This window comes from Gluconobacter oxydans (assembly GCF_006539685.1).
GTDB classification, from domain to species: domain Bacteria; phylum Pseudomonadota; class Alphaproteobacteria; order Acetobacterales; family Acetobacteraceae; genus Gluconobacter; species Gluconobacter oxydans.
The window spans coordinates 25,399-43,255 of record NZ_BJNM01000011.1; the positions used below are offsets into that span (position 1 = coordinate 25,399).

General features: G+C 63.6%; 16 protein-coding genes, 1 tRNA gene and 1 riboswitch. Of the genes, 8 read left to right on the forward strand and 9 right to left on the reverse strand.

Annotated features, from left to right (window positions below):
- Window positions 1–42: 42 nt before the first annotated feature.
- The 5 genes from GOX01_RS06460 (at window position 43) to GOX01_RS13130 (ending at window position 5,944) form a co-directional block, all read left to right on the forward strand.
- Window positions 43–1,446, forward strand: a complete 1,404-nt coding sequence (locus GOX01_RS06460) for a replication-associated recombination protein A (protein WP_098049541.1) — start codon at window positions 43–45, stop codon at window positions 1,444–1,446.
- Window positions 1,443–2,450, forward strand: coding sequence for an RluA family pseudouridine synthase (locus tag GOX01_RS06465; RefSeq protein ID WP_011253188.1), 1,008 nt, complete (start codon window positions 1,443–1,445; stop codon window positions 2,448–2,450). The genes GOX01_RS06460 and GOX01_RS06465 overlap by 4 nt, the downstream gene beginning before the upstream one ends.
- Window positions 2,447–4,966, forward strand: a complete 2,520-nt coding sequence (locus GOX01_RS06470; protein ID WP_011253189.1) for an AsmA family protein — start codon at window positions 2,447–2,449, stop codon at window positions 4,964–4,966. Before GOX01_RS06465 ends, GOX01_RS06470 begins: the two co-directional genes overlap by 4 nt.
- Entirely contained in the window at window positions 4,963–5,658 is a 696-nt protein-coding gene (locus GOX01_RS06475; protein ID WP_062269203.1) for an ATP12 family protein, read from the forward strand. The genes GOX01_RS06470 and GOX01_RS06475 overlap by 4 nt, the downstream gene beginning before the upstream one ends.
- Window positions 5,659–5,812: 154 nt before the next feature.
- Window positions 5,813–5,944, forward strand: coding sequence for a hypothetical protein (locus tag GOX01_RS13130; protein ID WP_255314061.1), 132 nt, complete (start codon window positions 5,813–5,815; stop codon window positions 5,942–5,944).
- Between the two features lie 84 nt (window positions 5,945–6,028).
- Here the strand turns inward: GOX01_RS13130 and GOX01_RS06480 are convergent, their stop codons facing one another.
- From GOX01_RS06480 to metZ, 4 genes are all read right to left on the reverse strand, one after another.
- On the reverse strand, window positions 6,029–6,463 hold the full coding sequence (locus tag GOX01_RS06480) for a lysozyme inhibitor LprI family protein (protein WP_062269205.1): 435 nt from the start codon (window positions 6,461–6,463) through the stop codon (window positions 6,029–6,031).
- A 34-nt stretch (window positions 6,464–6,497) separates the two neighbouring features.
- Complete coding sequence (locus tag GOX01_RS06485) at window positions 6,498–7,664, reverse strand: bifunctional 2-C-methyl-D-erythritol 4-phosphate cytidylyltransferase/2-C-methyl-D-erythritol 2,4-cyclodiphosphate synthase (RefSeq protein WP_062269209.1); 1,167 nt, start codon at window positions 7,662–7,664, stop codon at window positions 6,498–6,500.
- A gap of 84 nt (window positions 7,665–7,748) precedes the next feature.
- Window positions 7,749–8,222, reverse strand: a complete 474-nt coding sequence (apaG, locus tag GOX01_RS06490; protein WP_011253193.1) for a Co2+/Mg2+ efflux protein ApaG — start codon at window positions 8,220–8,222, stop codon at window positions 7,749–7,751.
- A gap of 41 nt (window positions 8,223–8,263) precedes the next feature.
- Complete coding sequence (gene metZ / locus GOX01_RS06495; protein WP_011253194.1) at window positions 8,264–9,457, reverse strand: O-succinylhomoserine sulfhydrylase; 1,194 nt, start codon at window positions 9,455–9,457, stop codon at window positions 8,264–8,266.
- Between the two features lie 72 nt (window positions 9,458–9,529).
- Window positions 9,530–9,609, reverse strand: a riboswitch (SAM riboswitch).
- A 109-nt stretch (window positions 9,610–9,718) separates the two neighbouring features.
- On the opposite strand from metZ, the gene GOX01_RS06500 reads away from it, so the two are divergent.
- Window positions 9,719–9,792, forward strand: a tRNA-Gly gene (locus GOX01_RS06500).
- 21 nt (window positions 9,793–9,813) lie between these two features.
- On the opposite strand, the gene GOX01_RS06505 is transcribed toward GOX01_RS06500, so the two are convergent.
- The 5 genes from GOX01_RS06505 to GOX01_RS06525 form a co-directional block, all read right to left on the reverse strand.
- Window positions 9,814–10,353, reverse strand: coding sequence for a hypothetical protein (locus GOX01_RS06505; RefSeq protein ID WP_024716943.1), 540 nt, complete (start codon window positions 10,351–10,353; stop codon window positions 9,814–9,816).
- A gap of 52 nt (window positions 10,354–10,405) precedes the next feature.
- The gene (locus GOX01_RS06510; RefSeq protein ID WP_011253196.1) at window positions 10,406–11,155 is read right to left on the reverse strand and encodes a 2OG-Fe dioxygenase family protein; all 750 of its coding nucleotides are present in this window, start codon (window positions 11,153–11,155) and stop codon (window positions 10,406–10,408) included.
- Window positions 11,156–11,235: 80 nt separating this feature from the next.
- Complete coding sequence (locus GOX01_RS06515; protein ID WP_011253197.1) at window positions 11,236–12,465, reverse strand: NAD(P)/FAD-dependent oxidoreductase; 1,230 nt, start codon at window positions 12,463–12,465, stop codon at window positions 11,236–11,238.
- A gap of 98 nt (window positions 12,466–12,563) precedes the next feature.
- Complete coding sequence (argJ, locus tag GOX01_RS06520) at window positions 12,564–13,799, reverse strand: bifunctional glutamate N-acetyltransferase/amino-acid acetyltransferase ArgJ (RefSeq protein ID WP_024716944.1); 1,236 nt, start codon at window positions 13,797–13,799, stop codon at window positions 12,564–12,566.
- Between the two features lie 4 nt (window positions 13,800–13,803).
- Window positions 13,804–14,730 (reverse strand): peptidylprolyl isomerase, encoded by a 927-nt coding sequence (locus GOX01_RS06525; RefSeq protein WP_011253199.1) that lies wholly within the window; start codon window positions 14,728–14,730, stop codon window positions 13,804–13,806.
- A gap of 46 nt (window positions 14,731–14,776) precedes the next feature.
- Between GOX01_RS06525 and GOX01_RS13135 the strand changes: the two genes are divergently transcribed.
- The gene (locus GOX01_RS13135; RefSeq protein WP_255314062.1) at window positions 14,777–14,899 is read left to right on the forward strand and encodes a hypothetical protein; all 123 of its coding nucleotides are present in this window, start codon (window positions 14,777–14,779) and stop codon (window positions 14,897–14,899) included.
- A gap of 167 nt (window positions 14,900–15,066) precedes the next feature.
- The gene (gene secA, locus GOX01_RS06530; protein WP_062269207.1) at window positions 15,067–17,832 is read left to right on the forward strand and encodes a preprotein translocase subunit SecA; all 2,766 of its coding nucleotides are present in this window, start codon (window positions 15,067–15,069) and stop codon (window positions 17,830–17,832) included.
- The last annotated feature ends 25 nt before the right edge of the window (window positions 17,833–17,857 follow it).

Sequence of the window (17,857 nt, forward strand, 5' to 3'; positions counted from 1 at the left end):
TTCTGACGGGGCTTCGGGGAGCGGGAGACGCCAGTGACCGACATGACAGATCTTTTCGGCGGTGCTCCGGACGCGAACCGTGCGCAGGCTTCAGGCCGTGGCCCGTCCCGTACGCCGGAGAACATGCGGCAGCAACGTCCGATCGAGGCACCTCAGGTGCAGCGCCGACCGCCTTCCCGAACGCAGCCTCTGGCGGACCGCCTGCGGCCGAAGCGGCTGGAAGACGTGCGGGGGCAGGATCATCTGCTCGGGCCTGAGGGAACACTCACGCGGATGCTGGAGCGGGGTACGCTGTCCAGCCTGATCCTGTGGGGCGGTCCGGGATGCGGCAAGACGACGATTGCGCGGCTTCTCGCAGGGCGGGCCGGGCTGTTCTATTCGCAGATTTCTGCCGTTTTTTCCGGCGTTGCAGATCTGCGGCGGGCGTTTGAGGAAGCGGACAAGAAACAGGCGGCGACGGGTAAGGGGACGCTGCTGTTCGTGGACGAAATCCATCGCTTCAACCGCGCACAGCAGGACGGGTTCCTGCCCTATGTGGAGCGCGGGACGGTGGTTCTGGTGGGTGCGACCACGGAGAACCCGTCCTTTGCGCTGAATGCGGCGCTGCTGTCCCGATGTCAGGTTCTGGTGCTGAACCGGCTGGATGATGCGAGCCTTGAGAGCCTGCTGGTGCATGCGGAAGAGGAAGTGGGGCGTCCGTTGCCGCTCGATCCGGAAGCGCGGGCCAGTCTGCGGGCCATGGCGGATGGGGACGGGCGGTATTTGCTGAATATGGTTGAGCAGCTTGTGGCGCTTGATCCGTCGAAAGTGCTGACGCCACGCGATCTGGCGGCGATCCTGTCCCGCCGGGCGATCCTGTATGACCGGGATCGGGAAGAGCACTACAATCTCATTTCCGCGCTCCACAAATCGCTGAGGGGCAGTGATCCGGATGCGGCTCTGTACTGGTTCGCGCGGATGCTGGAGGGCGGGGAGGACCCACGCTACATCGCCCGCCGTCTGACGCGGTTTGCGGCCGAGGATGTGGGGCAGGCCGATCCGTCCGCGCTGCCGATGGCGGTGGCGGGGTGGCAGACCTATGAGCGGCTGGGTTCTCCGGAAGGGGAACTGGCGCTGGCTCAGGTGGTGGTGCATCTGGCGACCGCGCCGAAATCCAATGCGGTTTACACGGCTTACAAGGCGGCCCGGGCTCTGGCGCGGGACACCGGCAGCCTGATGCCGCCGTCGCATATCCTGAACGCGCCGACGTCCCTGATGAAGGATATCGGATACGGCAAGGGCTATGAATACGACCACGACAGCGAAGACGCGTTTTCGGGTCAGAACTACTTTCCGGACGGGATGCCCAGAGCGTCCCTTTATCATCCCACGGACCGCGGACATGAGGGGCGTATCAGAAAACTTCTGGACATGCGGGCCGCCAAGAGGGCATCCCGCGAACCATGACAGTTACCAACCGCATCGTGACCGAGGATGAGGCCGATATTCGCCTCGACCGCTGGTTCAGACGTCACTACCCCAATCTGACGCAGGGCGCGCTCCAGAAACTGTGCCGCAAGGGACAGATCCGCGTGGAGGGAGGGCGTGTCCAGACCAACACGCGCCTGATCCCCGGACAGAGCGTCCGCATCCCGCCACTGCCGGACGTGGACAAGCCCGCACCCCTGCCGCCGCCGGATCCGATGCTGGCGCGCGAGATCAGGAAGATGGTGATTTACGAGGACGAGCATCTGCTGGTTCTCGATAAGCCATCGGGCCTTGCGACGCAGGGCGGTCCGGGCATTACCAAGCATGTGGACATGATGCTTGATGGTCTGCGGACCGAGGGCGGGGACCGGCCGCGTCTGGTGCATCGCATTGACCGTGACACATCTGGTATTCTGCTGATCGCGCGCACGCCGGGTGTGGCGGCGAAGCTTGCGGCGGCGTTCCGTGGGCGCGATGTGGAAAAGACGTACTGGGCCGTGGTCGTCGGGCGGCCTTCGCCGGAATCCGGCATTATTGACCAGCCTCTGGCGAAGATCGGTGCGGGTGGTGCGGCACTGGTGATTGCAGCGTCGCGCGATGAGGAAGACGCGGCTTCGGCCAAGACGGAATATGAGACGCTCGATGCGGCGGGCAAGAAGCTGAGCTGGCTGAAGCTGTCTCCGCTGACCGGGCGGACGCATCAGCTTCGCGTACATACCGAATCCATTGGCACGCCGATCCTTGGTGATCCGCGCTATGGCGGGAAAGCCGCGCATCCGGAAGGGTTTATCGACCGGCTGCATCTGCATGCGCGCCAGCTTGATATTCCGCATCCCGCAGGCGGGCGCCTGATCGTGACGGCACCTCTGCCGCCGCATATGCGCGAGACGTTCCGCACGCTCGGCTTCGTGCCGGGTGAGACGCCGGCGCCCAAGCGTGTCCGGGGTGGGAGCAGCAGCAAGGGCCGGGGGCCTGCAAAATGAAGAAGCTGACCGGCGTTCTGATTGCCGTCATCGTTGCCATTGTGGGTGTGAGTGTGGCCACGCATGTCCTGATCGATCAGGACGCGCTGCGCGAGCGTGTGGCTGTGGCGCTGAAGCACCAGACGGGGCTTATGATGCAGGTCCGTCATTCGTCGGTGCAGCTTCTGCCCTGGCCGGCGTTCGAGGCCTCCGACGTCGTGCTGACACGCGATGGGCAGACGCCGGTTCTCAAGGCTCATACGATCCATGCCGGGATCGCCGTTTTTGCCCTGCTGCACCGTGAGGTCCGGTTTCAGGATTTCGTGGTCGAGGGGGCGACGGTCAATCTTGTTCGCGGTCTGGACGGGCAGGCGAACTGGTCCCTGACGCCGGATCGTGAGAACGAGGATGCGTCCCTGCCGGTGCATGGTCAGAGCGGGCAGCGGATTCAGGCGCACTGGGATCTGTCGCTGGACGGGCTGCATGTCGCGCAGGCTGCGGTGATCTGGAACGACCGTCTGACCCGCACGAGCGGTTCGTTCGGTCTCGATACGCTGGATCTGGCGGGGCTGCGCAGTTCCAGCCCGTGGATCAGCTTGCAGGGCCATCATGCGGGCACGCCGTTCACGCTCAAGGGTCATGTCGGCAATCTGTCGCAGATCCGGGGCACGCAGCCCTGGGCGTTCAGCATCGGGACGACGCTGGGCGATGGGGAAAAGCGCGACTGGCTGAATCTGGACGGGCGGATCGGCAATCCGTCGCAGATGCAAAACGTGGTGCTGACAGCGCAGGGCGAATGGCCCAATCTTCAGGACGCGCACCGTCTGTTCCCGCATGCCAATCTTCCGAATGTCCCGGCACTGGGCGGGGATATTGCGGTTCAGGGCAGTCCCGGTCCGCTGACGGATCTGGATGGGGATGCGCTGCTGCATCAGGTCCTGGGCAGCATGAATCCGATGCGGGTGCATCTGCATGCGGGTTATGTCGCACTGCGGCAGGGCGTGCTGCGGAACCTGCATGTCGACTCCGCCGGGCCGGATGCGGCGCTGACCGTTACGGCAGATACGCAGTGGCGGGATACGGCTTGGCACGTCGAAGGCGGGGCCGGGACGATGCAGCAGGCGCTTGCGGCCTGGCGCGACGGGTTGAAAACGGCTGTTCCGCTGGCGGTGCAACTGCGGAGCCAGACGGCGCTTCTGTCCGGTGCGCCTGCGCTCAATGCGCAGGACAGTGCGCGTTTTGCTCTTTCGGGGACGATCGGCGCGGAGAACGGACATCTTGTGGCGGAAGGAAGCGGCAAGACGCTCCATCTGCCGGGCGCGGTTTTACATGACGTCAGTCTGCATGGCACGCTGGACGCGCAGGACCACGAGAACCTGTCGCTCGACGGGCTGACCTTCGGCAGTCAGGAACTTTCCGTGGATGGGGCGCTCAAGCTGGTTGTGGGGCATGACGTTCCGCCGGTCGTGAGCGGAAATCTGCATGCCGCGAAAATGGATCTGGATGTGCTCAAGGGGCTGTGGCTTCAGCCTGCGCAACCGGCTGCTCCGGCTGTTGCGCCCGCTGTTCCGGGTGTGCCCGCACCGAAGCCTGTGGTGCCGCAGAATGATGCTCCGGTTCCGGCTGTGAGCGATCATCCTTCGGCTGAGACGGCCGCTGTGGATCCGACACCGTCCTGGGTGAAGCGGTTGCGGGCGCAGGATGTGAACCTGCATCTGACGGCGGATCATGTCGTGTTTGCGGGGCGGGATTATACGGATCTGGCGACACGCCTGACGCTGTCGGGTGGCCATCTGCGTCTGGATCCGATTTCCGGTCAGGCGCAGGGAGTGCCGCTTTCGGGAATGGCGGAACTGGATGCCAGTGCGCTGCCGGTGACGGGTAGCGTGACGTTCCAGCCGCTGATGCTTCCGGCCGGTCTGCTGGAGACGCAGCTTGGGATGCCGCTTCTGCTTCAGGGGCCGGTGCAGGTCGTGGGGCAGCTTTCGGCGAAGGGGAACAGTTCGCAGGAACTGCGGCAGTCGCTGGACGGGCATCTGGGTATTTCCATGGTGGATGGCCAGGTGCAGAGCGAACTGCTCGGCCAGATGGCAGGGTCTGCGGCCAGTGTGGTGCTCGGGAAAGGGGGGCGGTCGCTCCGCTGTCTGGGGCTGCACATGAGCATTGCGAACGATGTTGCCCATATCGACACGCTGGGGCTTCAGTCCGGGCGGTTCTCGACGTCGGGCAGCGGGACTGTCGGGCTTGGGACGCAGGCGCTGGATCTTCGCCTTTTGCCGGTGGTGGATTTTGAAGGGGCGGGGGCATCCACGCCGGTTGTGCTGACGGGTACGCTGGGGGCACCGCATGTCGAGCAGGATCGTGACGCGGGTGGTAATTTCCATGTGACGATCGGCGGGGACAGCAATACGGCCGATCCCTGCACGGCACCGCTGGCTGCGGCGCGGGAAGGGCAGGCTGGTCCGGCTCCTTCGGCGGTCAAGGCGCATCATTCGAAGGCCGGGGATATCCTGCGGGCTCTGGGAGTTCTGCATTGAGCGGGCACAAGCGTTTCTGGAAAGCGGTTTCAGTCGTATCGGAGGACGGGCTGTTCCAGCCGCGTCTGGATGGCCGGCCGATCCGTCTGCCGCAGGGCCACGTTCTGGCTGTACGTTCCTCTGTGCTGGCTGAGGCCATTGCCGGGGAGTGGGGGCAGATTGCGGAAGGCGCGTCCTTCACGCCGGATTCTCTGCCTCTGACGCGGATGGCCGGGACGATGATCGAACGGATTGCGCCCGATCCGCAGGCGGCGCGGGACATGCTCCTCGGACTCGGGGTGGATGACGGGCTCTGCTACTGCGCAGACGGGATCGGGCCTGTTGCGGCGCAGGTTTTCGCCTGGCTTTCGGGTTACGGGCTCCACCCGAATGTAACCGATGGTCTCATGCCGGTTGTGCAGCCTGAAGGGTACCGGGAGGCTCTGGCGGGGCTTCTGGCGGCACGGGATGATCTGGAGCTTGCGGTTCTGGGCGTTCTGGCGCAGGCGACGGGCAGTCTGCTTCTGTCGCTGGCTGTCGTGGGAGGCGCTGTCAGCCTCGTGGATGCGGTGCTGTGGACCAATAATGATGAAAAATCCCAGCTTGCGACCTGGGGGCAGGATGATGAACTCGTCCGCACGATGGAAAACCGCGAGAAGGACATTCTTGACGCGGGCATGTTCCTGACGCTCGGGCGGCAGGTTTCGATCTGAGAGGAAAATGCCCTGAATGGGGCATGATCTTGCCATATTCGGGGATCATTGAAGCTCCAGCCATGAGACAGAACGAGATGATTGGTGACTCGCCCCCGCCGGGGATCGGGCGCTATCTCCGGATCTGTCGAACACTGTGAGATTCGAGGAAGATATGTCCGTATCCGTTCGTAGGCCCCTGCTGCGCCACATGGGTACCCGTGTCGTGAAAACCTGCTCCATCGGAGCATGGCTCTTTCTGGCCGCGACACCGCTGATCGTGGTGGTCTGCGCCATTCACGGCTGAGCTGCTGTACAATCAGGCATGAAAAAGCCCGGCCTCCCTTTCGGGAGTGCCGGGCTTTTTTTTATGGCGTCAGGGCCGGAGCGTTCAGTTCTGTGGGCTTACTGCGGGTTCGGGAAGGATCGGGGTAGCCCGGTCCGGAGCAGTCAGCCAGTTCTGCCAGAGTTCGTAGGTCCGCTCTTCCGTGAGTTTCAGGCGGCAGGACAGTTCCATGGATGTCCTGATCGTTCCGTCTGACCAGCGGCCTGCGACGGCCTTGCACTCTGCCTCACGGAAAGCCCTCCAGGCTGATTCGCCTTTGCGGAAATCCGCCTGTGTCCGGGCTGTGATGCCCGGGCCCTGCATCCGCCGCAGCGCCGCTTCCGCGTATCGCTTCAGTTGCGCCTCGGCCTGGGCCAGGCGGGAACTGAAGCAGGACTGGATTTCTGGCGTCGTTTTGCCGGAGCAGACCGGGGCCGCCAGTGCCGACTGGGCCAGCAGCAGGGCCGTGACGCAACAGACGGGCAGATGGCGGATCCTCATGGCGATGCTCCGTGTACGGATGATGAAATGAAGGTCAGGCTTCCCCGTTATCGGGAACCATAATGCTCACTGTGGCGGTGGCGGCAATCCCTTCTTCGCGGCCCGTGAAGCCCAGACGCTCGGATGTGGTGGCTTTGACCGAGATGCGGCTGACGCTGACCTTCAGGAGATCGGCGAGGCGATTGCGCATGGCTTCAGCGTGCGGGCCGATCTTGGGGCGTTCGCAGATCAGCGTGACGTCGGCGTTCACGAGGAAGCCGCCGCGCTCGCGGATGCGCTCGCCGGCATGGACTAGGAAGCGGGCCGAATCCATGTCCTTCCATTTGTTGTCGGACGGCGGGAAATGGCGGCCGATATCGCCTTCGGCCAGCGCGCCGTAAATGGCGTCGCACAGCGTGTGGATGCCGACATCGGCGTCGGAATGTCCGGCTAGGCCCTTCGTATGGGGCACCTCGATGCCGCACAGGATCAGTTTGCGGCCTTCCTCGAAGGCATGGACGTCATAGCCCAGTCCGACGCGGGGCAGCAGGTTCCGGTCAATCACACCTTCAAGACGCATCAGGTCCTCCGCAACAGTCAGTTTGATATTGTCTTCCGACCCTTCGACGATCGCGACCGGATGGCCAGCCTGTTCGAGCAGGGCGGCATCATCGGTGCGGGCGTCACGATGGGTGCGGTGAAGTCCGAGCAGGGTACCGAAGCGGAAACCCTGCGGGGTCTGGGCGCGCCACAGCCCGTCACGCGGGACGGTATCAACGATGATGCCGTCTTTGGCCTTCTTGATCGTGTCGATGACGGCGACGGCCGGGATCACGCCCTCATGGGTTTTCAGGGCGTTGATGACGTTTTGCACGACTTCGGCCGGGACGCAGGGGCGGGCGCCATCATGGACCAGCACCAGATCGGGCGGTTCGGGCAGTTTGGCCAGGGCTTCGAGGCCGTTACGCACGCTGTCATGGCGTTCCGCGCCACCGCTGACGGGGGGCAGGATATCCAGTCCTTCGAGGCTGTCGGCCAGCAGGGGATCGTCCCCGACCGGCAGGAGTACGTCGACATGCGGCAGGAGGGCTTCGGCAGCGCGGCGGATGACGGGTTTGCCCCGCAGCATCCGGAACTGCTTGGAAGAATTTTCCCCGCTCTGCGAGGAGGCGTCAAAGCGCCGGCCACGACCGGCAGCAAGAAGGAGGGCAGCGATACGCATGGGGGAGGAATGGGCCGGGACGGCGGGAACGTCAAGCTTGTGTGACTGTTCTCCTGCCTGTCCGTGCGGCCCGCCCACGGCCGGTCAGTGCACCAGTGTGCTGTCGTGGGGGCTGTCGAGGCTGAAAACGGGGATGCTGACGTCGAAGCGATGGCCCGAGCGGGGCTCGACCATGTGGTAGGTGCCGCGCATGAAGCCGGTCGGCGTCGTGAGCATGGCGCCGGACGTGTAGTCGAACTGTTCGTTAGGCGCGATCACGGGCTGTTCACCAACGACACCATCGCCGTGGACATGTTCCTTGCGTCCAAGCCCGTCCACGATTTCCCAAGAGCGGGAGAGAAGCTGGAACGTGTCTTTCCGCTCGTTCTCGATGCTGATGTGATAGGCCCAGGCGTATTGATGGTCTTCGGGGTGGGACTGGTCGTCCAGCCAGAAGGTCCGGACCGTGACCGTCACGTCGTCCGTGGTTTCGCTGAAGCGGGGGGCGCTTTCCATGGCTTCGGCGAGTGCCGTCTCGGGATCGGCGTGCAGATGGGGGTGGGATGACTTGTCAGGCATGACGCCATTGTAAAGCCATCCCGGGGATTTGTCAGGAAAACTTATGCGAGGGCCGCAACAGCCGCCGCACCACGCTTGAGATCGTCGATCAGGTCTGCAGGATCTTCCAGACCTACGGAGAGGCGGATGGCGCCATCCGTGATGCCGAGACGGGCGCGCTCTTCCTCGCTGACGCGCATATGCGTCGTTGTGGCGGGGTGGGTGGCCAGGCTGCGGGCGTCGCCGAGATTATTGGAAATCGCGATGATTTTGAAGGCGTTCATGAAGGCGAATGCGCCCTCACGGCCCCTGTCCACCACGAAGGCGACCATGGAGCCGCCATTGTTCATCTGGGTTTTGGCCAGTTCATGCTGCGGATGATCGGCGCGGCCCGGATAGCGGACCTGAACGATTCCCGGCAGCTCGGCCAGTGCGTCGGCTACGGCGGCGGCGTTGCGGGCCATGGCATCCGTGCGGAGCTGGAGCGTTTCCAGACCCTTGAGCAGAACCCAGGCATTGAACGGCGACAGGGCGTTGCCGGTGTTGCGGGTGAAGGGCTGGAGCGTCTCGCTGATCCACTTGCTGGAACCGAGCACCGCACCGCCGAGGACGCGACCCTGACCGTCGATATGTTTCGTACAGGAATAGACGATCACGTCTGCGCCCAGCTTGAGCGGAGACTGGCCGAGCGGAGTGGCGAAGACGTTGTCCACGATCAGCAGGCCACCGGCCTTGTGCGTCAGTTCGGCGACGCGGGCGATGTCGAGGACGTCGAGCATCGGGTTGGACGGGCTTTCGATCAGCACGGCAGCTGTCGGCTTGGACAGGGCGCGCTCCCAGGCGTCGTAATCCGTGCCATCCACCAGTTCGGTCTCGATGCCGTAGCGGGGCAGGAGGTTGGTCACGATCCAGTAGCAGGAACCGAAAATGGCGCGGGAGGCCACGACGCGGTCACCGGCCTTTACAGTCGACAGGATGGCCGAGGAGACGGCGCCCATGCCGGTCGCTGTGGCAACGCAGGCTTCGGCACCTTCGAGAAGGGCGAGGCGCTCCTGAAGCGTGTCCACGGTCGGGTTGCCGAAGCGGGAATACTGGAAGTGCTGGACGTCGCCCGTGAAGGTGGCGGCGGCCTGTTCGGCGCTGTCATAGACGAAGCCGGATGTCAGGAAGAGTGCCTCGGACGTTTCGCCGAACTCGGTGCGGTTCGGGGCTTCGTGCAGGAGACGGGTGGCTGTGCGCCAGTTTTCTGAAGACATGATGTGTCCCTCCATAAAACGCCCTGTTGTGCAGGGCGCATGTGGCGGGCCGTGGAAGTCCTGGAAATCGTTCGATAACGACGCAGGGCCTCTTTAGCGCAGTTCTTTAGCCTCGCCGCAAGCCGGCCGCTCAAATCACGAGGGTCAGGCACGCCATGACGTTTCTGACAGGCAGGACTATGAGCCGTATTTCGGTTTTGCGTCAACACCTTGAAGGCGGATTGCGGAGGGATCGCAGAGCGGTTATGATCGGGGCCGTAAGCGGGCGTAGTTCAATGGTAGAACGGCAGCTTCCCAAGCTGCATACGGGGGTTCGATTCCCCTCGCCCGCTCCAGAATTTCCTGAAAAACAGTGGTTATTTGGGCATCGGCGGCGCGCTGAGCGTGTCCTGATATTCCTTGCCGTTCCAGACCCAGCGGTCGTTCGGGCTGACCAGCAGGTCATGCATGCCCTTGTGGCGCGTGGGCAGGACGGAAATATCGCCGTTCACGGAGTCCAGAACCGTGTTCCAGGTGTCGTTGTGCTTCAGATAGACGGAGGTCGTGCAGCCTGCGGAACCGCAGAGGCGGGCGGACTGGAGCTGTACGAACAGGGCTTCGTCATTCTTGCCTGAAGACAGCGGGGCGGAGCCGACGAGCACAACCGGCTGGTCATGGTGCTTAGCGGCGTCCTGAAGATCGTCTTCGTTCAGTTTGCGGGCGTCTTCATCCAGCTTCGTGCCCGGATGGGCCGTGAGGATGACGGGGGCCGCACCGGCATTGGCGGACTGCGCCGTATGCAGCGTGTGATGGCGGGTCTTGCCTGTCGCGGCATCCGCACAGGACAGGGCTCCGGGGAGCATGAAGGACAGGGCCAGAACCGCCGCGGGGCGGGAAAGAATCTGCTGGATCGACATGAGACCTGTCATAACACGAAATTGAAGAAGAACATCTGTGAAGCTTCGGGTGTCATTCGTGGCGGAGCGTCACCACCAGCACGTCCCGATAGGCCGGCTGTGACGGATCGACGGGCTGGACGGCCGTGACGCCATGATAGACGCGATGGTCGTCCACGATGGCGGCATCCAGCGGGTTGGTAAGCGTGAAAGAACCGAGAGGTTCCTTGCGCATGCCGTGGATCGTGGTGACGCCCTGTTCGACGTTGTGGCGGGCGACCATCAGTACGAGAACCCAGTCCACGCCATCGCGATGCAGGCCCTCGGGTGTGGGGTGGCCTTCATTGCCCGGACGGGCCTCGATGCGGAACTGATGCACTTCGACATGCCAGACCGGGGGTTTTTCCTTCGGCGGCGTCAGGGCATCCGCGATCCGGCTGACGGTGCGGATGGCAGCGGTCATGGCGGGATGGGTGGCGATGGCGTCGGTTACGGCCGGAAACCAGCGCTCGATGCCGCCATTGAGCAGGTTGTAATCCCGGCTCTGGTAATGGGGCTGGTGTTTCTTGCGGGTGATGGTGTCGCCCGAGACGGCGAAGGTCGCATAACGGCGGCGGCGGTAACGGCCGCCATCCGCCATGTAGCGGTCAAGACCCAGATGGTTCCAGCTCTCGGCGAAACCCTGCCAGTCCGTCAGGCCTTCATGCTCAAGCAGAGGACGCGTGACGTCGGCCTGCAGGAAGGAAAACCCTTTTTCCAGCAGCGTATCTTCGACGCCGGTCAGAACCCTGTCAAAGGGCGGAGAGAGATCGGTAGGGTTCATGAGTTCTCGGACCAGGGGACGCAGGGTTGGATGAGGCTCCGTCCCACATTCCCTCTTTGACGGGCTTCTGAAAAGGGATTTCAGGCGCCCAGATCAGGTTTGACCGGCGAAAGATGTTCGCGGACCGTGCTGCAGGCCGTAGGCGCCACGCCGAGGATGCCTGCGAGGTGCTGGCGGTAGAGCCCCTCATGGATCAGACGTGCGGCCAGACCCGACAGCAGACCGCCGCCGAAGCTGCGCTTGGCGTCCAGCATGCCCCAGCCATTGTAGTCCCCCAGGGCCACGACAGCGCCGCGGTCGTTATAGGCGAACGGGGCAGGGGTTCTGCCGGCGATGATTTCCGGCAGGGCACGGCCGAGATACTGGCCTTGCTGGCGTGCGGCCTGAGCCGTCGGCGCGATCGGGGCTGCGTCGATGCGGGCGCAGTCGCCGATGGCAAAAACGGCCGGGTCCTGCGTGGTCTGAAGCGTGGTGGTTACGCCGAGCTGGCCCGAGCGTCCGCGTTCCAGACCTTCGAGAAGGTTTGTGGCATCCGAGGCGCGCACGCCGGCGGCCCAGACGCGGAGGCTGGCGGGGATGTGCTCGCCGGATTTGAGGCTGAAACCGGTCTCGTCCGCGCCGACCACCATGGCTTCGGTGCGCACGGAAATTCCGAGCTTTTCGAGCTGCTGCGTGGCAGCGGTGGAGACGGCCTCGGGGAAGGCCGGGAGGATGCGCGGGCCGGTTTCGATCAGGACGGCGTTCAGCAGGGATTTGCGAACAGCCGGTCCCAGACCGCGGGCGTCATCGATGGACTTGCACAGTTCGGCAATCAGCTGAACGCCGGTGGCACCCCCGCCGACGATGCCGACCGAGAGCTTCTCGCCAGCGGCACGGGCTTTCTGCACGGCTTCGCGGAAGGTGGCGAAGAGGGCGTCGGCGTCATTCAGGCTGTCGATGAACATGCAGTGGTCGACGATGCCGGGAATGCCGAAGTCATTCGCGCGCGAGCCGAGAGCGACCACCAGATAATCGTAAGGCAGTGTTGCGCCGGTATCGAGCGAGACGGTCTTGTTCTCGCGGTTGACGGCGACGGGGCTGCCCTGGACGAAGGTGAAGCCGAACTTTACGGCCGTGTCTTTGAAGGGGATGCAGTTCCCCTGATGCTGCATGGTGCCCGCAGCGAATTCGTGCAGAGCCGGCTTCCAGTAATGGAGGGGGCTGCGGTCAACGAGTGTCAGGGAGATGTTCTGGCGACGGCCCAGCGCTGCAGCGGCTTCAAGCCCCCCAACGCCACCGCCAAGAACAAGCACGCGAGCTCCAGCAGACATGGATTTTTCCTCATATCAAGTGCGAAACGGCACCCGGATTTTGCTAACGGCAGAGGCGGGGACGCACAAGCCCCGCTCTCGCTGACGTGTTGGGACGGTCAGCTGCGGTAGGAGCCGTTGATGTCGATGTAGCCATGCGTCAGATCGCAGGTCCAGACGCGGGCCTGTCCGTCACCCAGGTCGAGATCGACGGCAATTTCGATCTCCTGACCCTTCATGTGGGCGACGACCGGGGCTTCATCGTAATTCTCGACGACACCGCCGTCTTTCGCGATCCACGTGCCGCCGATGGCGACGGAGAGGCGGTCGCGGTCTGCGGGTTCACCGCTTTTTCCCACCGCCATGACCACCCGTCCCCAGTTGGCGTCTTCGCCCGCAATAGCGGTTTTGACGAGCGGGGAGTTGGCGATGCACAGCGCGATGCGGTGGGCGGAGAGGTTGGAATCCGCTCCGGTGACGGCGATACGGACAAGCTTTGTCGCACCTTCGCCATCGCGGACCACCATCAGCGCGAGCTCCAGCAGGAGATCGTTCAGCGCAAGGGTAAACTCGGCGAGAGCGGGATCGTTGACGTCGTCGACTTCCGGATTGTCGGCCAGTCCGGTCGCGAAAATCATCAGCATGTCCGAAGTGGACGTGTCCGAATCGACGGTAATGGAATTGAAGCTCTGGGCGCAGCCGGAGGCCAGCAGGGACTGCAGCACGTTCTGCGGCAGTTTGGCGTCGGTTGCCACATAGGCCAGCATCGTGGCCATGTCGGGGGCGACCATGCCCGATCCTTTGGCGATGCCCTGGATGCGGACGGGGGTGCCGTTGATTTTCACATCGCGACGGGCGGCCTTGGGGAAGGTGTCCGTCGTCATGATGGCGCGGGCGGCATCGGCCCAACCGTTCTCTTCCAGTCCGGCCCTGGCGGCGGGAAGGGCGGCGATGATGCGGTCCTGCGGCAGTTTTTCGCCGATCACGCCCGTAGAGGCGAGAAAGACGTCCTGCGGAGGGCAGTCGAGAAGCTGTGCGGTGGCGTCCGCACAGTCTTCGCAGGCCTGGATTCCGGCGCGGCCGGTGAAGACGTTCGCGTTGCCTGCATTGACGAGCAGGGCGCGGGCATAAGGGGTCGTCAGGGCCTCGCGGCACCACAGGACCGGGGCGCCGGGGCAGGCGTTCTTCGTATAGACGCCCGCGGCGACCGTGCCGGGGACGAATTCCGCGAGCATCAGGTCCGTACGGCCCTGATAGCGGATGCCCGCGGCGACGGCGGAAAGCCGCACGCCCGCAATCGTTGCAAGGTCCGGAAGCGGACGCGCGAGCGGAGAGACGGGGAGCGGCTTTGCCATGGACTTACTTCTTTGCAGGTGCGGCAGCCGGAGCTGCATTCGGGATCGCCTTGCCCTGTGCGTCGTAGTGAACGACCTTCACCTGGGATTCAGCGGCCTGAACGATGTCACGCACCTTGTCGCGGATCAGCTCCTGACGGACCTGGTCGTGGACCTGGTCGAAGGTCGGGATCGGGGCCGTACGGGTCGCGAGGACCTGGATCACGTGCCAGCCGTACTGGGTGTGAACCGGGGTCTGGGAGATCGTGTTCGGCTTCATGGCGAAAGCAGCTGCGGAGAAAGCCGGCAGCATGTCTTCCTTCTTGAACCAGCCGAGATCGCCACCGTTTGCACCGGCGGAACCCTTGTCCTTGGAAAGCTGGGCAGCAAGCTTGCCGAAATCAGCGCCCTTGCCGAGCTGGGCAATGATGTCCTTGGCCTGCGCTTCGCTGTCCACGAGGATGTGGCGGGCGTGGATCTCTTCTTCCGGCTTCTTGTTCGCGTAATGCGACTGGTAGAAGTCATGCATTGCGGAATCGGTGACCAGCGGGCCGACCTTCTCTTCGAGATAGGCGTTCTGCAGCGCATTTGCGGCAGCGGCATCCATGGCAGCCTTCACGTCCGGCTTGTGGTTCAGGCCTTCCTTCTCGGCGGCGAACTGTACGGCCTTCTGGTCAACGAGCTGGTTGACGATCAGCGGAACCAGGACGGACGGCTGGATCTGGCGGGCCTGCGGCGGGAGGTTGCCCGCTGCGCGCTGCACGTCGCCCAGCGTGATCTTCGCACCGTTGACGGTGGCGATCAGCATGTCGGGGTTGGGGGCAGCGGCCGGAGCGGCTGCGGGTGCTGCGGCGGCAGGGGCTGCTGCGGGAGCGGCGAAAGCCGTCGATGCTGCGACCGACGTGCCGGCCAGAAGGGCGGCGAGAGCGAAAGTGGAGCGGGAAAGCCGCATGTGGGGACTACCTCGGATGTAACCTGGAAAAAGGATGGCCTGCACCATGACAAAGGCTGGTCCGCCCTGCAAGGGTGCGGTCCGTTACCATTCCTTCACGCGCCCTTCACGCACGCTGCAGGCGGGTGTTGCGCGGGGTGCGGGGGCGGTCGGGGATGTGACACTGTGATGACAATGGGAACATTTCATCGGAGTTCTGGGCGGGCTCTCCATTGACCCTTTGCGGCCCGGGTCCTATCTCCAGCAGACGTGAAAATCCTGACGGCACGGTGCGGCGGGTCTTTCCGGTAGTGGAAAGAGCTGGCGCTTCGGGCCTTCGGCATCTCAAGGTTCAGCATGTTCGCACGCCTCGCCCGCGCCCTTTTCGGTTCTGCCAACGATCGCACGCTCAAGGCGTATCAGCGCCGTGTGCCCGAGATCAATGCACTGGAGCCTGCGGTCCAGGCCCTGTCTGACGAGCAGCTCCGGCACAAGACGACCGAGTTCAAGGAGCGGCTGGAAAAGGGCGAAACCCTCGACGGTCTGCTACCGGAAGCCTTTGCGGTCTGCCGTGAAGCGTCGCGCCGTGTTCTGGGTAAGCGTCACTTTGATGTGCAGCTGATCGGCGGCATGGTCCTGCATGCGGGGCGGATTGCCGAGATGCGGACGGGTGAGGGCAAGACCCTTGTGGCGACTCTGGCGGTCTATCTGAACGCGCTGAGCGGCAAGGGCGTGCATGTCGTCACGGTGAATGACTATCTTGCGCGGCGTGACGCGGAAGAGATGTCCATCCTCTACAGCTTTCTCGGGCTGACGACCGGTGTGATCGTGCCGAACCTGTCGGACGGGGAGCGTCGCGAGGCTTATGCCGCGGACATCACCTACGGCACGAATAACGAGTTCGGTTTCGACTACCTGCGCGACAATATGAAATATTCGTTCGCCGACATGGTGCAGCGTCCGTTCAACCACGCGATCGTGGATGAGGTGGACAGCATCCTGATCGACGAGGCGCGGACCCCGCTCATTATCTCGGGTCCGGCAGATGACAGCTCCGATCTTTATCGCTCTGTCGATGATGTGGTCGTGAAGCTCGTTCAGGAGCCGGATGTCTACGACAAAGATGAGAAGCTGCGTTCCGTCACGCTGACCGAGCACGGCTCGCACCGGGTCGAAGAACTGCTCGCCGAAGCGGGCGTGCTTCAGGACGGCGGCCTGTACGACATCCATAACGTCGCGGTGGTCCATCACGTCCAGCAGTCCCTGCGGGCGCATACGCTGTTTACGCGGGACGTGGATTATATCGTGCGTGACGGCAAGGTCGTCATCATTGACGAGTTCACGGGCCGCATGATGGACGGGCGCCGGTATTCGGATGGTCTGCATCAGGCGCTGGAAGCCAAGGAGCATGTGGAGATCCAGCAGGAGAACCAGACGCTCGCCTCCATCACGTTCCAGAACTATTTCCGTCTCTATCCGAAGCTGTCCGGCATGACCGGTACGGCCATGACCGAGGCTGACGAGTTTGCGGAAATCTATCACCTCGACGTGGTGGAAATCCCGACGAACCTGCCGGTCAGGCGGATCGATACGGATGACGAGGTCTATCTGACGGCGGCCGAGAAGTTCAGCGCCGTGGCCGATCTGATCAAGGAAATCCACGAGACTGGCCAGCCCATCCTCGTGGGTACGACGTCGATCGAGAAGAGCGAGTATCTCTCGCATATTCTAACGCAGCGCGGCATTCCGCATAACGTCCTCAATGCGCGCCAGCATGAGAAGGAAGCGATCATCGTGGCGCAGGCGGGTGCGCCGGGCGCTATTACGATCGCCACGAACATGGCGGGCCGCGGTACCGACATCAAGCTTGGCGGCAATATCGAGATGCTGGTCAAGGCCAGCACCGAAGGCGTCGAGGATGAGGCGCAGCGTGAGTCCGTTGAGCAGAACATCCGCGCGATCGTCGAGGAGCATCACGAGGAAGTTCACAAGGCGGGCGGTCTGTATGTGATCGGCACGGAGCGGCATGAGAGCCGCCGTGTGGACAACCAGTTGCGTGGCCGTTCGGGACGACAGGGTGATCCGGGCAATTCGCGGTTCTTCCTGTCGCTTGAAGACGATCTGATCCGTATTTTCGCCAGCGACCGCATGGGCGCGATGATGCAGAAGATGGGGCTCAAGGAAGGCGAGGCGATTGTTCACCCCTGGCTGAACAAGGCTCTGGAAAAGGCGCAGAAGCGGGTCGAGGCGCGCAACTTCGACATGCGCAAGAACACGCTCAAATATGACGACGTCATGAATGACCAGCGCAAGGAGGTTTATGCCCAGCGCCGGGAATACATGGCGACGGACGACCTGTCGGGCGTGATCGCCGAGCTGCGCGAGCATACGATCGAGGATCTGGTGCATGCGCATATTCCCGAGAAGTCCTTTGCCGAGGCCTGGGATACGGAAGGGTTGACCAAGGAAGTCTCCCGCATCCTGAACCTGGATCTGCCGATTGCGGACTGGGCGAAGGAAGACGGTATGGATTCCGAGGGCGTGATCGAGCGGATCGAGGCGGAAGCCGCGAAGGCGCAGGCGGCACGGACGGCCAATATGGGCCCCGAGCTGATGCGTCTGATCGAGAAGCAGGTCGTGTTGACGACGTTCGATGCGGTGTGGAAAGAGCATCTGCACGGGCTGGACCAGCTGCGTCAGGGTATTGGTCTGCGGGCTTATGGGCAGCGTGATCCGCTGAATGAGTACAAGCAGGAAGCCTTCCAGATGTTCACGGCGATGCTGGATGACATGCGCATCCGCGTGACGGAGACGATGTGCCGCATCCAGGCCGTGTCCGAGCCGCCGCCATTCCCGGTCATCAACACCGAGACGTCCGGTCCGTCCGAGGAACCTGCGGGACTGTTCTCGCAGGGAACGACGGGGGGCGACATTCCGGCGCCGCAGCCGATGGCAGGTTTCCCGTCCGCTGCTCCGATGCCGCCACGCCCGCAGCCCGTCCCGACGGGTGCTGAGCCTGATGCGGCGACGCTTCAGCGCTGGTATGCGGAGACGCCGCGCAACGCCCTTTGCCCGTGTGGATCGGGTCTGAAGTTCAAACATTGTCATGGCAGGCTCGCCTGAGCCTCTGACACGACGATAGAGGAAG

Bases quoted from the DNA above. Each gene is read 5' to 3' on its own strand.
- GOX01_RS06460 (WP_098049541.1), top strand. From the start codon at position 43: ATGACAGATCTTTTCGGCGGTGCTCCGGACGCGAACCGTGCGCAGGCT.
- GOX01_RS06465 (WP_011253188.1), top strand. From the start codon at position 1,443: ATGACAGTTACCAACCGCATCGTGACCGAGGATGAGGCCGATATTCGC.
- GOX01_RS06470 (WP_011253189.1), top strand. From the start codon at position 2,447: ATGAAGAAGCTGACCGGCGTTCTGATTGCCGTCATCGTTGCCATTGTG.
- GOX01_RS13130 (WP_255314061.1), top strand. From the start codon at position 5,813: ATGTCCGTATCCGTTCGTAGGCCCCTGCTGCGCCACATGGGTACCCGT.
- GOX01_RS06480 (WP_062269205.1), bottom strand. From the start codon at position 6,463: ATGAGGATCCGCCATCTGCCCGTCTGTTGCGTCACGGCCCTGCTGCTG.
- GOX01_RS06485 (WP_062269209.1), bottom strand. From the start codon at position 7,664: ATGCGTATCGCTGCCCTCCTTCTTGCTGCCGGTCGTGGCCGGCGCTTT.
- apaG (WP_011253193.1), bottom strand. From the start codon at position 8,222: ATGCCTGACAAGTCATCCCACCCCCATCTGCACGCCGATCCCGAGACG.
- metZ (WP_011253194.1), bottom strand. From the start codon at position 9,457: ATGTCTTCAGAAAACTGGCGCACAGCCACCCGTCTCCTGCACGAAGCC.
- GOX01_RS06505 (WP_024716943.1), bottom strand. From the start codon at position 10,353: ATGTCGATCCAGCAGATTCTTTCCCGCCCCGCGGCGGTTCTGGCCCTG.
- GOX01_RS06510 (WP_011253196.1), bottom strand. From the start codon at position 11,155: ATGAACCCTACCGATCTCTCTCCGCCCTTTGACAGGGTTCTGACCGGC.
- GOX01_RS06515 (WP_011253197.1), bottom strand. From the start codon at position 12,465: ATGTCTGCTGGAGCTCGCGTGCTTGTTCTTGGCGGTGGCGTTGGGGGG.
- argJ (WP_024716944.1), bottom strand. From the start codon at position 13,799: ATGGCAAAGCCGCTCCCCGTCTCTCCGCTCGCGCGTCCGCTTCCGGAC.
- GOX01_RS06525 (WP_011253199.1), bottom strand. From the start codon at position 14,730: ATGCGGCTTTCCCGCTCCACTTTCGCTCTCGCCGCCCTTCTGGCCGGC.
- GOX01_RS13135 (WP_255314062.1), top strand. From the start codon at position 14,777: ATGACAAAGGCTGGTCCGCCCTGCAAGGGTGCGGTCCGTTACCATTCC.
- secA (WP_062269207.1), top strand. From the start codon at position 15,067: ATGTTCGCACGCCTCGCCCGCGCCCTTTTCGGTTCTGCCAACGATCGC.